This window comes from Corallococcus aberystwythensis, from assembly GCF_003612165.1.
Classification (GTDB): domain Bacteria; phylum Myxococcota; class Myxococcia; order Myxococcales; family Myxococcaceae; genus Corallococcus; species Corallococcus aberystwythensis.
The window spans coordinates 36,883-51,996 of the sequence record NZ_RAWK01000021.1; the positions used below are offsets into that span (position 1 = coordinate 36,883).

The 15,114-nt window shown below is 64.9% G+C and carries 11 protein-coding genes; 5 read left to right on the plus strand and 6 right to left on the minus strand.

Translation table 11 applies throughout. The features are described 5' to 3' along the window. Positions 1 to 21 precede the first annotated feature (21 nt). On the minus strand, positions 22 to 2,718 hold the full coding sequence (locus D7W81_RS05500; RefSeq protein WP_158621448.1) for an amidohydrolase family protein: 2,697 nt from the start codon (positions 2,716 to 2,718) through the stop codon (positions 22 to 24). After that, positions 2,715 to 5,156: a hypothetical protein gene (locus D7W81_RS41820; RefSeq protein WP_147445347.1), complete on the minus strand. Its 2,442-nt coding sequence runs from the start codon at positions 5,154 to 5,156 to the stop codon at positions 2,715 to 2,717. Before D7W81_RS41820 ends, D7W81_RS05500 begins: the two co-directional genes overlap by 4 nt. 987 nt (positions 5,157 to 6,143) lie before the next feature. Here D7W81_RS41820 and D7W81_RS44020 point away from each other — a divergent pair. Further along, positions 6,144 to 6,272, plus strand: coding sequence for a hypothetical protein (locus D7W81_RS44020; protein ID WP_279637802.1), 129 nt, complete (start codon positions 6,144 to 6,146; stop codon positions 6,270 to 6,272). Positions 6,273 to 6,282: 10 nt separating this feature from the next. Here the strand turns inward: D7W81_RS44020 and D7W81_RS05510 are convergent, their stop codons facing one another. Continuing rightward, a complete protein-coding gene (locus tag D7W81_RS05510; protein ID WP_244226979.1) occupies positions 6,283 to 7,656 on the minus strand; it encodes a cytochrome P450 in 1,374 nt (457 codons plus the stop codon). Between the two features lie 131 nt (positions 7,657 to 7,787). On the opposite strand from D7W81_RS05510, the gene D7W81_RS05515 reads away from it, so the two are divergent. Together D7W81_RS05515 and D7W81_RS05520 are read left to right on the plus strand one after the other, a co-directional pair. Further along, positions 7,788 to 8,816, plus strand: a complete 1,029-nt coding sequence (locus D7W81_RS05515) for an AraC family transcriptional regulator (protein ID WP_120554261.1) — start codon at positions 7,788 to 7,790, stop codon at positions 8,814 to 8,816. A gap of 86 nt (positions 8,817 to 8,902) precedes the next feature. Further along, positions 8,903 to 9,502, plus strand: coding sequence for an RNA methyltransferase (locus D7W81_RS05520; RefSeq protein WP_120554262.1), 600 nt, complete (start codon positions 8,903 to 8,905; stop codon positions 9,500 to 9,502). Between the two features lie 13 nt (positions 9,503 to 9,515). On the opposite strand, the gene D7W81_RS05525 is transcribed toward D7W81_RS05520, so the two are convergent. Next, positions 9,516 to 9,758 (minus strand): hypothetical protein, encoded by a 243-nt coding sequence (locus tag D7W81_RS05525; protein ID WP_233613763.1) that lies wholly within the window; start codon positions 9,756 to 9,758, stop codon positions 9,516 to 9,518. Between the two features lie 142 nt (positions 9,759 to 9,900). On the opposite strand from D7W81_RS05525, the gene D7W81_RS05530 reads away from it, so the two are divergent. Then, positions 9,901 to 11,226 carry a tetratricopeptide repeat protein gene (locus D7W81_RS05530; RefSeq protein WP_120554264.1) on the plus strand — a complete coding sequence of 442 codons (1,326 nt, stop codon included), beginning with the start codon at positions 9,901 to 9,903 and terminating at the stop codon, positions 11,224 to 11,226. Here the strand turns inward: D7W81_RS05530 and D7W81_RS05535 are convergent. Together D7W81_RS05535 and D7W81_RS05540 are read right to left on the minus strand one after the other, a co-directional pair. Further along, the gene (locus tag D7W81_RS05535) at positions 11,207 to 12,526 is read right to left on the minus strand and encodes a M16 family metallopeptidase (RefSeq protein WP_120554265.1); all 1,320 of its coding nucleotides are present in this window, start codon (positions 12,524 to 12,526) and stop codon (positions 11,207 to 11,209) included. The genes D7W81_RS05530 and D7W81_RS05535 overlap by 20 nt on opposite strands. Further along, positions 12,523 to 14,064: a sensor histidine kinase gene (locus D7W81_RS05540; RefSeq protein ID WP_120554266.1), complete on the minus strand. Its 1,542-nt coding sequence runs from the start codon at positions 14,062 to 14,064 to the stop codon at positions 12,523 to 12,525. The genes D7W81_RS05535 and D7W81_RS05540 overlap by 4 nt, the downstream gene beginning before the upstream one ends. Before the next feature lie 123 nt (positions 14,065 to 14,187). Between D7W81_RS05540 and D7W81_RS05545 the strand changes: the two genes are divergently transcribed. Next, positions 14,188 to 15,114, plus strand: a 927-nt coding sequence (locus D7W81_RS05545) for a Kelch repeat-containing protein (protein ID WP_244226980.1), incomplete at its 3' end; no start/stop codon positions are given.

Consider the following 15,114-nt stretch of genomic DNA (forward strand, 5'->3'; position numbering starts at 1 on the left):
ATATCCGCTCGCTTGGAAGGTTCAGGGCGGATCCACAAGGTTGCGCCGCTGTTCGTTGCTCCAGTCACTGCTACTTAATTCGTCTATCCCACGTCCACTCCAGGGGACGGTGAACCGTGATGTCAGGCTGGCTCTTCGAACACTGTCAATCCAGGAGTCGGCCAGTTCCGTCGAGCAACCACTAAGGATCAGTGTGTCGTAGACGAGCTGGTACTCTTGGCGGAGTTCCGTGGCGAACGTGATGGGGTCGTCGGAACCAATGATCAGAGTCACGGCGGGGACACCATCGGCTCCCTTGGGAGGACGGAGCCGCCAGAGTGGATGTTTGCCGATGTCCGCGAGGTGACCTATTAGCAGGTTTGATGAAGGATTGACCTCGACGACCAACTCTCTTGCCGCCACTTTTTGGCGCATTGCCTGCTGCAGTTCCTCAAGCGCTTCAACATCCTGGGCAGGCTCCACCCAACGTAAGTGCCGCCCCCGCGAATAAATATCCTCCCTGGTTAGAAACTGTACCAGGAGGTTGAGTCTCTTGCCCTGCGGCTTGGGATCCTTCTCTGGGACTGGGCCGTTGGGGAAGCCAGCTCGCTTTAGCGAGTCCTCGTTTAGCAAATCTTCAGCAAGGTGAACGAAATCAAGTGGAGTGTGCTCTTCGCCGAAGATATGCCTGGATAAGTCAGCTATCTCTCGTTCGATAAGAAGATGGCGGTTTCGGGTGAGTTGTCCGCCATTCCTACTCCGCCAATTCCACTCCCATGCCAGATCTAGAAGCCGATCTTCGGCGGGCATGACTATATTTCCGGCGTGCCTCGCCCAGGTTTCTACATCAAGGCCGAGCGACAACGCATGGCCGAGGCGATCTCCGGGCTGCAGTCGCAGCCCGTCAATGGCATCATCAAGGCGACGAAGCCCGGTTAGCAAATGGACGAAATCCTCGCCTGCATGTACCGCAATCCGACACCCAGGAACATTCAGGTTCAGCATGCGTTGGAGGATGCGTGATGCGACCGCGCCGGCATCGCGCGCATGCCGCAACAACGGGGCCATGACCCACACGGGAACGCCAACTTCATCCGAACAGAGATCCAGTCCTCGTAGCCATTCAAGGGTCAAGGCGTGTTCCGTCAGGAGGTTTCTGAGTTCCAAGGTCTCTTCACGACGTTTTCTATAGAACTGCGCATGACGGTATCCTGTTTTGCCATTGACTGGATTGGCATCGCAGTCCTGCGCGAACGCTGCTGGCCGCCCCTTCAATCCATCGCCTCCTCGGTCTCGCTGAAAATGGATCACGAAGCCCAATTCTAATTTCCCTCCTTGAGTGTCTTTGTTGTTGGGTGATTTGTCGCGCAGTAGTCTGGATGCGGTTTTTATAAGCTCGAAGATATGCTTTCCTTCTGGTGAGATACGTAATTCAAGAGAACGAAGTCCCGCTCCATGGCCGGAACTTTTGAGTGCACTCTCAATCAGAACTCCTTTCTTGATCGGGCTTCGCATGGGGGACATTCGCGCGAAGAAGCGAATGAACCACTGCAGGCCTGGAGTCATGGGGCGCTGAACGATGTGCCTATAGAATAAGCATCGCACGCGAGTTGTCTGCCAGAATATGAGAGAAAAGAGCCTGTCGTGTCTGCCTGCCTCGGTTTCAAGATATGCTAGCGCACGCGCAATGAGCCAGACTTCCGGACTCCGTTGCCCTGTCCGACCTGGTAGGAACGCTGCGAGCGGATCGGTGTTCCACAAGCTCTCAAGGCTTTTGGGGCGAGGGTGCGTGCGGATGGAGGTCAGATCAATGTAAACAGCCTGGAGGTTTGAAATTGCTCGATGGATGTCCGGACCTCCTGCCTCAAGAGGAGTTGCCTCGACCAAGCCCGCGATGGCCTCCTTGAGACCCATCAACATCACTAGGCCGCGGCCTGCTTCAAGAATGCGCGCCTCGACATCATTCTGAAGGAACGATGCTAGGTTGTTTTCTCCACCGTGGTCGAGAAACGCGCCGAGAAGATATCTGGCTATGGCAGATCTCATGAGCCAGACGCAGAACATTGCGCCTTCGTCGAGAGCAGCTCCAGGACTTGTAAAATCCTTTATTAGTGTGTGAGGACTGCGGTCTGCGAGTGCATTAAGTGTGCTGACCCACAGTAGTGGGAAGTCGAGTGCTGCGCTGAGGTGGAGGTGGGGTTCTGCGAATCCACCATCCTTGAGTTGCTGCTCAAGGAGTGGAGACAAGGCCTGGATGCGTTCGGGACCCACGTCATCCTGTTCCAGCGAGGCCTGGAGAAGATCCGACGGAAGTGCGAATGACAGCCACCTCCACATGCTTCGGTCATGCGCCGAACGGGATTGCCCTCTCTCGTGCAACTCTCGCAACGTGAAGTCCGGGCTGGCTAGGGCGCCTGTGTGCCTCAAGAAAAGCTTGGAGATTTTTCGCAAATAATAGACGAGTTGAACGCCCGTTCCCGGGGGTTCTCTCTTGCGATTAGTGTCATTGAACCAAAGTGCGTCACGCAGGCCCACTAGTTCATCGATTGAAAACGAGGGTGAGGCCGCAATCAACTCACGCTCTGCAGCTCTCCAAAGCCTCCAAGTCTCTTCCTCTTTGAGCCGCGGATCGAGCGAAGTAATGCGCTGGTGCAGAGCGGCTTCCGATGCAAGAGGGAATGCTACAAGCTCGGAGATGGTGTGATGCCATGGAATGGCGGCGTTTCGAGATCCGCTCATGCTGGCCCTCTTTGGGTCTCCAGAGAAGGGGGCCATTCTTCAGGGAAATGTTCCGATATATGTTCATGCCATTCGGGTCGTCCTGGGTGACTGGTTCGAAGTCCTTGGATTGAAGGGCTCGAGCGCCAGAATTTGTTTAAAGGCAGATTTTGCTCGAAGTTCTTTGCGATGTCCTCTGAGATACCCAGCCGGAGGGCGATGATGATGCCAACATCAGCCACCCAGTTGTGAGCCGAACTGGAACTGCTGCTGTCGACTTCGATAGTCAACTTTCCAATACGCTCAATGAGGTCGCGCCATTGTAAGGTAGGAGGTGGCTTTGACGGATCAATAAGGTGCACAATGGCCTTGTCGCTGGCCTTGTCGCTGGCCTTGTCGCTGGCCTTGTCGCTGGCCTTGTCGCTGGCCTTGTCGCTGGCCTTGTCGCTGGCCTTGTCGCTGGCCTTGTCGCTGGCCTTGTCGCTGGCCTTGTCATTGGTCAGAATTGAGCAGATGGCGTCGAGCCAGCGAAATGCTAGCGCATCCACATGGAGGGGGCATCCATCGCTCTTGGTGAATAGGCTATTCCATGCCGACCTTAGTAGGTCGATTTCAAGAAAGGTGCTGAATTTCGGAGCCGGCCAGTAAATTGTTTTATTTTCTTGCGGGGTGGCGGTTTTGTCTTTATTTGTGGCCCAGGAGATTTTGATCCATTGAATCTTGAATTGGCTGCTTAGGAGTGATCCTCCGCGGAGGCTTTCAGGGTGTCCAAGTACGAGGACGTCATGAAGAGTAATCAGCCATCCTAGCGGTCGAGGGGGGAGGTCGAGCTTCTTGTTTTTCAGTTGAAGGTGCCAGTCAACGTGTGTTGACGCGTGGATTGTTGTTGTTCCTGGGGTTGAATTGCGAGCATCTGGACCGGCTATTTCAAGGATTTTGGATGTCTCCTGAGCTACTGACAGTGAGCTCGTGGTTAGCAGATACTCTTCGTGAGTTGTTTGGGCTGTCCCTCTTGTTAGGATAGAGTCGAAAAGCCTCTTCTTTCTCCCGGTGACGATGTTTTGTTCGGCAAGTGCGGCTTGGAACTCATCACCCAAAAGCTTCGTGATTAGTTCAATGGGTGGATGCTTCTTTATTTCAGCTAGTGTCATCCATAGGTCAGTGGCGTGACGCGGGGGCATTTCAAGCATCAGGGCCCCTTTGTAGACATGACGCCCCCAGAAGGACTGCTTCTGTTTCTGCTCTGACTCTCTCCATCCTGCCGTGACAAGCTCTTTCACTGTAGATGGGAAGCCGTCTCGACGGATGCGGAGTCTGTGGAGGAGGAATCTCAATGAGTGAGATGTCTTTTTTACGCGTGCAGGCGTTTTGTCTCTGCGTGCGCCAAGCGCTCTGAAGCTTAATGTCTCTTCAATCCGGAGTGGCCATAGTTCGACATTTTGACTGGGCGGCAGAAGTTTGCGTAGCGAGCCTGTTGCAACTGCGGACGCCCGGCTTCGCAGTTCGTCTGTTACGGCGACGTCGGCTGACTTGAACGCCGCTTCGCCTGCCAACTTGATGTAGTCACCCAGTGTCTGCTGAGAATACAGATAGTCAAGCAGGTCGTAGTCCCCCAGCAGCAGTACGAAGAGTTGCGGTGAGGAAATCATCCGCAGCAGCCTCAACAGTTCAATGGAGCTAGCGGGGCTAATGTAAAGATCATCGACGACTAAAAGGAAAAGTTGCGGATCCTGCTGCTGGTTCTCACCGTGAGTATTGAGCTTTGATAGTATTCCTTGTAGTCGCTGGTTTACGGCTAGTCGGGCTCTTTCCGCGCGAAGCACCTCTGTTGCGTATTGATCGGGATCGACATGCGCAGCTCGGGCCTGGAGATTTCCGTCCCATGACATTGCAAGGTCATTCTGGAATCGACGAAGTTCCGCAAGGGCATCAACGGTTGTCGAAGACCGGTCGAGCAATCCATTTCGGGAGGCGATGCGGTTCGGATCACTACCTCCGTCAAGTGCTCGCTCAATCCGAACCATCACGGCAGCCAGGAAGTTTGTGGAGCCGGATAGCGGCTCGAGGTCTAGTGGGTCTAGCCATCTAATGTTTTTTGATATTTTCCCTGCGTTTGATTTTATTCTGTTTTTGAATTCTCCTCTCTTGGTTTTGGCGTAGTGGAAAGCCTCGTGTGTCACTCTTGTGCTGCCTGGAAGGCCGCTCTCCCCAGGGAGCAGTTTGCGTAGCGTGGTATAGATGGATGTTTTGCCAATGCCAGGCTCCCCACTAACGAATAGGAGGCGGCTAGACCTTTTTCGGTCCAGCTCAGGCGTGAGTCCTTGCCTGCCCTGGGAGCGAAGTTGATCGTGGGCTTCCTTCATTCCTTTCACCACGCGGTCAACCACCTTGAGCTGTGAAAGGGACAGCTCTTCTAGTTCTAGCGGTCGCGCTTCAGGGCGCAACATACGTCCACTCATTTGTGGCTCCTTCCGGCCTATCAATTTCTTTGAAGCCTACCTTGCCGCTAGGCTCCCCGAAGCCAGAAGTTGAAGGCATGGGTGGCTCAGTCCACTGGGTTGATGCCTTGATCTGTTCACCCCTCTTGCAGAGTGCGTTCCCCTGGAGGACCCCAAGATGAGTTCCCCTCTGATGTTACTTTACGCCAAGATACGGGGGTCGCTAGCTACCCATGGCTGGTGCCACCTACCACTACTTCCCAATGCGGGGAGTGCTCACGTGGTACTTGAGTTGGCGCAAGCACTGGGGCGGCTTTACGTGCCCCCTGGCTGTTCCGCTACCTTCCCCTTCATCAAGACGCAGTCGGCAATGGACGCGGATGACTCGGCTCCGTTTGATCAGCCCGCAGCAATCGGCTGGCACAACGACTTTTCCACCCACAAGCGCCGCCCCGTCGTGAGTCTGGCTTGGATCGCTCGGGCGGATCCGCTGGGCCTGGGCGCTTGGCGTGTCGCTTCGTGTGACCAGGTCCTGACGGAGCTGCGAAGTACCTCCGAGGGAATGGAGACGGCGCGCTTCCTCTCAGAGACTCCACTGCCCTTCAGCTTCACACGGGACGATTCGCCCGCATTCTTCCGCGTCATCGAGCAGCGAGGATTTCCTTCTGGGCGGCTCGGACTACGTTTCTATGGCCGCGCCATCCGGCAAGGAGCACTTCTGGCTTACGGCGAGGTCCCCCCGCCTATCGAGCATGCCGTTTCGGTTGTCGAGTCCACAGCCGATAGTGTGGGGCAAACAATTCATGCTGAGACCGGGTCGCTGCTCGTCGTTGACAACTGGCACGCTTTCCACGACCGACAAGCTCAGAGTACGAGTTCCTTGCTACCCCTGAGGAGCTCATGGCTCTGCTTTCTTGAGTCTCTGCACGAGGAAATTTCCTCCTCCAGTGCGTGAGCGGCTCGCCTTCGACTCCATGCCAAAGTCGTTGGACTCCCTTTCTGGGCGGAGTGTCTTCTTCATTCGTACGCGAAGACCTCACGGAGGCCCTGCGCGCCATGCTGCTCCAGGCGCTCAACCCCGCGCCCACGCTGCCCGGCGTCACGCAGGTGCAGCGCGCCTCCGTGACGCCCCCCTGACGCGGCCTGCTCAGCTCCGGCGCTCCAGGTACATGGGCAGCTCTCCCCGGGGCCGCAGCGTCAGGTGCGAATCCGGCTCCAGCGTGAAGCCGGGCGCTTCACGCAGGCGGTAGCGCTGGGCCACGGTGGCCAGCACGAGCTGCGCCTCCATCATCGCGAAGCTGTTGCCGATGCACTGCCGCGGCCCGCCGCTGAAGGGGAAGTACGCGAAGCGGTGGCGCTTCGCGGCGGCCTCGGGAGCGAAGCGCTCCGGGCGGAAGGCCTCCGGCTCCTCCCAGAAGTCCGGGTGGCGCTGCGTGACGTAGGGGCTCACGTCCACCGAGCTCCCCTTCGGGATGCGGAAGCCGCCAATGACGTCGTCCTCCTGCACGCTGCGGCTGAAGATGACCGCCGCGGGGTACAGCCGCATCGTCTCCTCCACCACCTGCTTCGTGTATCCAAGCTTCGGCACGTCCTCCGCCGTGGGCGTGCGTCCTCCCAGCACCGCGTCCAGCTCCGCGTGCAGCCGGGCCTCCACCTCCGGGTGCTTCGACAGCAGGCCCCACGCCCAGCTCAGCGACGTGGCCGTCGTCTCGTGGCCGGCGAGGAGCATGGTCATCACCTCGCTCCCCAGCTGCTCATCCGTCATGCCCTCGCCCGTGTCCTCGTCGCGCGCGAGCATCAACATGGAGAGCAGGTCGCCGTGGTCCTCGTTGTGCTCGCGCCGCGTGGCGATGATGCTCCGCACGATTCCCAGCAGTGTGGCGCGCGCGTCGCGGAAGGCCCGGTCGTAGCGGGTGGGCAGCACGGGCGGCAGCATGCGGAAGGTGCGGAACCGCTCGGCGATCTGCTGGCTGATCACGGTAAAGGCCGCGCCCACCTCACGGGCCTGGGCCTCCACGGAGGCGCCGAAGAGGGCCTCGCCGACGATGGCCAGCGTCAGCCGCATCATCTCCGCGTTGATGCCCACGGGCGTCCCGTTCGTGGCGGCCAGCTCCCAGCGCTGGAGCATCCCTTGCGACTGCCGCACCATGCCGGCGGCCATGCCCGCGATGCGCTGCCGGTGGAAGGCGGGCTGGGCCAGCCGCCGCTGACGGAGCCAGAAGTCCCCGGTGCTCGTGAGCAGGCCGTTGCCGGTGATCCACGCGCCCATGCGGTACGAGAGGTGGTCCTTGGTGTAGTTCTTCACGTGGTCCTGCAACACGTGCTTCACGGCGTCCGGATGCGCGACGAGGTGCGAGCGCATGGGGCCCAGCCGGTAGCGCACCACGTCGCCGTACTGGCGATGGAGGCTCCCCAGGCAGCCCAGGATGTCGCGGCGCACGTCGGGCAGGATGCCCATGAGCAGGTGGCCCCGGGGGCCCGGGGGCTGGCGGGTGATGGTGGCGGTGGCGGCGGTGGTCATCTGGCGCTTCCTCCTGGAGGGAGGTATCGCGCCCGGACGCCCGGCGTGCATGGTCCCGGGGCGCCAACGCATTGTCCGCGGGCGCCACGCGCATTGCGAGACGAGGGCGCGTCAGGCCATGCTGGCCCGCGATGCGTCCCCAGACGCTCCAATCCTCTCTCTTCCGCCCCCTGTTCCAGGTGGGCATGTCGCTGGGCATCGCCCGGGAGCGGCTGCTCGAGGCGGTGGGCGTGGACGAAGCCCTGCTCGCGCGGCCGGACGTGCGGCTGCCCTACGCGGCGCTCCATCGCGTGTGGACCCTGCTCGTCGAGGTGGGCGGCTCGGAGCCCCTGGCCGTGCGGCTCGCGCAGGCCATTGAGCCCACCCACGTGGGGCTCGTGGGCTACGTGCTGGTCAACAGCCCCGACCTGCGCACCTCCCTCCAGCGCTATTGCCGCATCCACGCGCTGCTGGACCCGCGCACGATGTGGCGCGTCAGCCAGCTGCCCGGATCGCTGCGCGTGGAGCTGGAGCTGGATCCGCAGGACGCCTGGGCCTCGCGCCTGAAGCACCCGGTGGAGGGGCTGCTCGTGGCGCTGGTGGCCAGCGGCCGCGCGCTCAGCGGCGAGGACTGGCGGCCTACGCGCGTCTGCGTCACGCACCCGCGCCACGCGGCCTCCGCGGGCGTGGAGGACTTCCTCGGTGTTGGCATCGAATACGGCGCGGGCGCCAACCTGGTGCAGGGCGACGAGGCCGCCGCGAGGCTCCCCATCCGCCACGCGGACATCGAGCTGGGAAACCTGCTCCACGCCCGCGCGGAGGCGGAGCTGGCGCGGGTGGAGGCCCACGAGGTCCGCTCCTGGCGCGAGCGCGTGGAGGAGGTCCTCGCGGCCCAGCCCCGCACGGGGGACCTGGTCCCGGCGGACGTCGCGACGCGGCTCGCGGTGAGTGAGCGCACGCTCCAGCGCCGCCTGCGGGAGGAGGGCGTCACGTTCGCGGGCCTGGAGGACGCCGTGCGCCGCGACCGCGCCTTCCAGCTGCTGCGCGACGGACAGCTGCCCCACTTTGAAATCGCCTTCCTCCTGGGCTTCAGCGACGCCAGCGCCTTCACCCGGGCCTTCCGCCGCTGGAGCGGGACGACCCCGGGCCAGTGGCAGCAGGCCCAGGCCCCGAAGCCCTGAAGGGGGCAGGCGCCGGAATCCGTCCCTCGCGCGGAATGTTTTCTCCATGGGCGCGGCACACGGCCGCACCGGAGAGGGGAACACGGATGATCAAGACGCTGAGGGACGCGGAGGAGCTGGTGCGCACGCGCCACGTCATCACCGAGGTGCCCACGCACGGGCCCACGTCCCTCGTCGAACAGGTCATGGGTGGACGGCCCGCCGGCAGCTGGCGCGACCACGCGAAGGGACGCCTCGCGTACCGGCTGGGGCGCATGTTGCGCGCGTCGAAGGACGTGCTCGCGGTGCGGCTCGTGGAGGGCAAGGTCGCCTTCGTGGACCCCACGCTCTGGCCCGCCGTCTACCGCGTCGCCATGGAGCCCGCGCGCCGCCGCCCGTCGCTCCAGGGCCTGTCCCCGGACGCCCGCGCGCTGCTCTCCACCGTGGAGCGGGACAAGCGCGTGCGGCTGGACAAGGAAGGGCCGTGGACCAAGGCGCGCGAGGCGCTGGAGGAACGGCTGCTGGTCCACTTCTCCGAAGCGCAGGAGGAGGACGGCCACCACGTCGCGGTGCTGCGTTCGTGGCGGGACTGGGCCTCCGTGACACTCAAGGCGGACGCGGCCCGGCTCTCCTACGAGGACGCCCAGGCCCGGCTGCGCGCGGCCTGCGATGGGGCCCCCACGGGGCTGGGGCCCTGGGTGTTCTAGGCGCGCCGGGGCTTCAGGCCGCCTCGTCCAGGACTTCCAGTGCGTCGCGCACGCCCGGCAGCCGGGCGAGCAGCTCGTACTCCGCGGGCTGGAGCATGGACACGCGGCGGCCCGCGACGCGCTCCATCCACAGTTCGATGCGGTGGTCGCCGTCCGGGTTGACCCGGCGGCTGATGCGGGCGCGGCGGCCCTCCTTGTGGCAGGCGAGGATGTCCTGCTGGAGGCTGCGCAGACGGCGGAACACCTTCAGCGCCATTCGACCCTCGGGGGTTTCGAACGTGTGGAAGTGCCGGTTCCGCGACAGCGGCCGGCTCGGGTCATGAAGCCTCTCCACGAGGCGGCGCACGAAAGGGTCCATCGACGGAGAACGATAACATCCGGTACCCTGCCGCTCAGCGATGCCCCATCGATTTTTCCCCCGTCCCTGGACGCTTGTCCTGCTCCTCCCGCTTGCCTGCAAGGACCCGGAGACGGCGGCCGCGCAGAAGCAGGCCGTCCAGGTCCAGAACTCCCTCTCCGAGGGCCGTGACGCGCTCACGAAGGGCCAGTACGTCCGCGCCATCTCCGCCCTGCAGAAGGCCGCCAACGCCGCGCCGGAGAGCGTGGAGCCGCTCCTGTTGCTGGCCAAGGCCCACCAGGGCGCGGGCAACCCGGGCGCGTCCATCCTCACGCTCAAGCAGGCGGAAGGCCTCCTGCCCGGCACGGACCCCGTCATCCAGAAGCAGCTGGCGGACCTGTACCTGGGGGAAGGGCAGACCGCCCAGGCCATCTCCACGCTCGTCGCGTTGAGGAACGAGGGCAAGCTGCCCAACGAGGACATCCTGGCACTGGCCCGCCTCCAGGCGCGGCAGGGACAGGCGGACGAGGCCTTCACCACGCTGGAGCGCATCCTCCGGGACAATCCGGACGACGCCGCGACGAAGACGGTGGAGGCGGAGATCCTCCTCATGAAGGGCCAGGAGCTGCTCGCGGCCAACCTGATGGACCGCGTGCTCCAGGGCACGCCCAGCTTCACGCCCGCGCGGCTGTTGCGTGCGCGCTACTTCCTGATGAGCGGCGTCCACGACATGGCGGAAGCGGACCTCCAGGCCGTGCCGGCCGAGGACGCGGACACCACGGACGTGGTGGCGATGAAGGCCCGCGTGCTCATGGCGCTCGAGCGCCCGGCCGAAGCGGAGGGCGCGCTCCGGAAGCTGCTGGAGGAGGACGCGGAGAACGCGGAGGCCACCGCGTGGCTCGCGGAGATCATCTGCGCCCAGGGCCGCCCGTCGGAGGCCCAGCCGCTGGTGGACCGCGCGCTGCACCTGCGCCCCCGCTTCCCCCGCGCCCTCTACGTGCGCGGACGCGTGCTGGAGGAGCAGGGCGACGCGCGAGCGGCGGAGGACAGCTACCGCTTCGCCCTCAAGACGGAGCCCGCCTTCGCGCCCGCGCTGTCTCGCATGTGGCGGCTGCACCTGAAGGCCGGCCGCAAGCCGGAGGCGCAGGAGGTCCTGGAGCGGCTGATGGGGCTGGGCGAGGCGACCGTGGAGGAGAAGGCCGCGCTCGCGAACCTCTACGCCCAGTTCGAGACGCAGCTGCCTCGCGGCAAGAAGCTCATCGAAGAGGCCCTGAAGCGCGAGCCGCAGAACCCCGAGTACCTGCGCATCCAGAAGGCCCTCGACAAGGCGACGCCCAAGAAGAAGAAGGCCCCGTCGGGGCCCATCATCATCCGCGGGCGGCGCTGACAGCGGGCACGGAGGAGGGCAGCCCCTCCGCGTCCGCGACGACCTTCTCCAGCGCCTTGAGCCCCTTGCGCTGGCCCACCGCCACGACGAGCAGGTTCTCCCGGGTGAAGTAGCGCCGGGCCACCTCGCGCACGCGCGCGGCCGTCTGCCGGTCCACCTGATCCGCGCGGTGGCCGAACGTCTCCGGAGGACGGAACAGCTCCACGCCGCCAAACCACCCGGCCAGCTCGCCCGGCGAGTCCTGGGAGAACTCCAGCAGCATGCGGTGGCGGCGCTTGGCGCGGTTCAGCTCCTCCTCGCTCGCCTCCTTCTCACAGAGCTCGGCGAGCACGCGCAGCGACTCGGCCACCACGAGCGACGCCTTCTCCGGCGCGCTGGCTGCTTCAATCTCGAAGAGGCTGATGTCGTGGTACGTGTCCAGCCCGGCCTGGACCGAGTACGCAAGGCCGCGCTTCTCCACGATTTCAAACGGCAGCCGCGACGACAGCCCGTCGTCCAGCAGGCGCCGCAAAATCTGGAGCGCGGGGAAGTCCTCGTGCTGCTCCGGCACGGTGCGGAAGGAGAGCTTGAACTCCGTCTGCGACTCGTCGTGGGTGACGAAGTGGAAGTGCGGCCCGGGGCCCAGCAGCGCCGGCGCGCTCTCCGTGGTGGCGCTGCCCTTCGGAAGATGCGCGAAGGCGCGCTCGGCCAATTCCAGCACCTCCGAGTGCTTCACGCGGCCCGCGGCGGTCACCACCAGGTTGCCGGCCACGTAGTGCCGGGCGAAGTGCTCCAGCACCTGGGCGTGGGTGAGGGCCTTCACGGACTCGGGGGTGCCGGCGATCTTCAGGGACAGCGGGTGGCCGGGGAACAGCAGGCGCTTGGACAGGTTGTCCAGGTCGATGTCGCGCCCCTTCTCGTCCACCTCGTCGAGCATCTCCTCGAGGATGATCTGCCGCTCCACCTCCATGTCGGTGAGGCGGGGGCGGGTGAGCATGTCGCCGATGACATCCAGGCCCACGCGCAGGTGCGCCGGGTGCAGCGGCGTGTAGTAGTAGCCGTGGTCGCGCGTGGTGGCGCCGTTGAGGTTGCCGCCCACCTCTTCCACGGCGGCGTTCATCTTCACCGTGTCCGGCCAGCCTTCGCTTCCCCGGAAGAAGAGATGCTCCAGGAAGTGGCTGACGCCGTTGTTCTCCACCGTCTCATGCCGGCTGCCGGTCCTTACGTAGACGGCCAGCAGGGCGGTGTGCAGGTGGGGCGTTTCGACGGTGACGACGCGCAGCCCGGAGGGCAGCACGTCCCGGTACGGTGTAAAGCTCATGCGCAGGGAAGCCTTAACACGAAGGTCGTTCCCTGGCCGGGAATACTCTGGCAGGAGAGCGAGCCCCCGTGGGCCTGGAGGATCTGTTGGCTCACCGCGAGCCCCAGGCCGGTGCCCCCCTCCTTGGTGGTGAAGAAGGGCTCGAAGAGGTGGCGGCGGACCTCCTCCGTCATGCCGTTGCCGGTGTCCCGCACCGTCACCTCCACGTCGCCGTCGCGCGGGGCGGTGGCCACGGTGAGCTTTCCCCCTGAGGGCATGGCCTCGCGGCTGTTGCGCAAGAGGTTGAGGAACACCTGCCGCAGCTGGCCCTGGTCCGCGAGCACGCGGGGCGTGCCGGGCGCGAAGTCGCGCACCACCTCCACGCCCGCGCGCACCAGCTCCTCGCGGGTGAAGTCGAGCACGCCGTCCAGCACCGCGATGATGTCCTCCGGCTCCAGGTCCGGCCGGGCGGGGCGGGCCATGCGCAGGTACTGCTCGGTGACATCGGTGAGGCGGTCCACCTCGTGGGTGACGGCGGAGAGCAGCTCGCGCGCCTCCGTGGCGGTGTCCTGCGAGTCGAAGCTCGCGCTGTCCACCGCGTCCTGGAGCAGCTCCACGTTGAGGCCGATGGAGGACAGGGGGTTTCTCACCTCGTGGACGATCTGCGCGGAGATGCGGCCCACGGCGGCCAGCTGTTCCGCGCGCATCAGCGCCTCGGCCTGTGACTTGAGCTGCGCCTCACGTGCCTGGAGCGAGCGGGCCATCTGGTCGAACTCGCGCGCCAGCAGCGCGACCTCGTCCTCGCCGCGCACGCCCAGCTGGGCGGAGTAGTCACCCCGGCCGATGCGGGACACGCCTTCAATCAGGGTGCGCACCGGGCGCAGCGTGCGGGCGGACCACGCGGTGACGCCCACGCCCACACCAATGGCCATGATGGACAGCGCGATGATGGTGAGGCCCGTGCGCCGTTCGCGCTCCTCCGCGCCGTCCACGCGCTCGCGGATGCGGTTGGTCAGCGTCGCGCGCAGCACGCGCAGCTCCCGGCCGATAGCGCTCTCCAGCTGGCGCAGCTCGGCGGTGGCGCGCGCCACCTCCTTGCTTTCGGGGGACTCGGATGCGAGCGCGGTGAATACGGCCTCCACCGCGTGGCCGTAGGCCTGGGAGTTGCGCGACAGGTCGGCGAAGCGCGCGTCCAGCTCCTTCACGAAGGGCACCTCGCCGTCGGGGGCGAAGGTGAGCACCTCGCGGGCCTTGGCGCGGGCGGCCTCCAGGCGCTGGGCCATCTGGGGGGCGTAGTAGAGGCTCGCCAGGCGGATGAGCGCGCGGCGCGTCTCCACGCTGTTCTGCTCCAGCACGCGCTCGGTGTCCTTCTCCTGGCTGGTCTGGAAGGTCTCCAGCGCGGCGGCGTCCTGGGACAGCTGGAGGTAGCCCTGGCTGACGAGCCGGATCTCCAGGCGGTTGCGGTGCAGCTCCGCCACGCTGAAGAGGGACACCGCCCCGAACGTCAGCAGCACCAGCGCGTAGCCCAGGAAGATGCGGGTGGCGAGCGAGAGCTTCATGGAGGAGGGGGCAGGACATACGTCCTGGGACGGACGCATTACAGCGCAATCCCCGCCGCGCCGCCTGCTTCTGGCCGTCTGGACTCCACCTCTCCAGGGAAGGGGGCTGATAGCGTCCACCGCATGGCTCCGCGCTTCGTCCGCTCCACGCTCCTTGCCTCCCTGGTGGCCCTGACCCCCGCCTGCGGGGAGAAGGAGGTCCGTCCCTCCCTGGACCTGCTCACCACCGCCTGCGCCGGCACGCCGCCCCTGGCCGGGGTGACGCACCTGCGCTTCCGCGTGACGGGGCCGGGCATCGACACGCCCCGCGAACGGGTGTCGACGGTGGAGTGGGTGGAAGCGGACGTGCCGGCCCTGCCGTCAGGCAGCACGCGGGTGCTGGAGGTGCGGGCCTATGCCGGGGTGCCGGATCAGGGTGGACAGCTGGTGTCGCTGGGCCGCTCCGCGCCGTTCGACGTGGCGGAGGGACAGGCGCCCCAGGTGCGGGTGTTCCTGCGGCGGCTGGGGGAGTTCGTCCCGGTGAACCTGGCGTCGAGCCCCGGGACGTGCTCGTTGCCGACGGAAGCACGCGCGGCACATACGGCCACGACGCTGCCGGATGGGCGGGTGTTGATCACCGGGGGCTATGAACCCCGCGCGGACGGGACGCGGCACGTGTCGAGGAGTACGGAGGTGTTCGACCCGGCGAACGGGACGTTCCGTCCAGGGCCGGACGTGGGCGAAAGGGCCTTCCACACGGCGTCACTGCTGCCGGATGGCCGCGTGTTCCTGGCGGGCGGCGCGGAGTCCTTCGCGCCGGTGTCGCTGCAGCCCACGGCGCGCTTCGTGGACGTAACGACAGGCGCGGTGAGCGAGCTCACGCTGAAGGTCGCGCGCTACCAGCACGCGGCGGCGGTGAATTCGGTGGGCCAGGTGCTGCTGGTCAGCGGACGTGCGGCGGACGGCCGCACGGTGGACACGCTGGAGGGGTTCGACGCGACCACGGGGCACCTCGTGTATTACCCCGCGCCGTTTTCCTTCGTGGACGCTGCGCTGACGGTGGAGCGGGGC

Excerpts from the sequence above, each read along its gene's own strand:
- D7W81_RS05515 (WP_120554261.1), top strand. The coding sequence starts at position 7,788 with ATGCGTCCCCAGACGCTCCAATCCTCTCTCTTCCGCCCCCTGTTCCAG.
- D7W81_RS05500 (WP_158621448.1), bottom strand. The coding sequence starts at position 2,718 with ATGAGCGGATCTCGAAACGCCGCCATTCCATGGCATCACACCATCTCC.
- D7W81_RS05540 (WP_120554266.1), bottom strand. The coding sequence starts at position 14,064 with ATGAAGCTCTCGCTCGCCACCCGCATCTTCCTGGGCTACGCGCTGGTG.
- D7W81_RS05525 (WP_233613763.1), bottom strand. The coding sequence starts at position 9,758 with ATGGCGCTGAAGGTGTTCCGCCGTCTGCGCAGCCTCCAGCAGGACATC.
- D7W81_RS41820 (WP_147445347.1), bottom strand. The coding sequence starts at position 5,156 with ATGAGTGGACGTATGTTGCGCCCTGAAGCGCGACCGCTAGAACTAGAA.
- D7W81_RS05535 (WP_120554265.1), bottom strand. The coding sequence starts at position 12,526 with ATGAGCTTTACACCGTACCGGGACGTGCTGCCCTCCGGGCTGCGCGTC.
- D7W81_RS05510 (WP_244226979.1), bottom strand. The coding sequence starts at position 7,656 with ATGACCACCGCCGCCACCGCCACCATCACCCGCCAGCCCCCGGGCCCC.
- D7W81_RS05530 (WP_120554264.1), top strand. The coding sequence starts at position 9,901 with ATGCCCCATCGATTTTTCCCCCGTCCCTGGACGCTTGTCCTGCTCCTC.
- D7W81_RS05520 (WP_120554262.1), top strand. The coding sequence starts at position 8,903 with ATGATCAAGACGCTGAGGGACGCGGAGGAGCTGGTGCGCACGCGCCAC.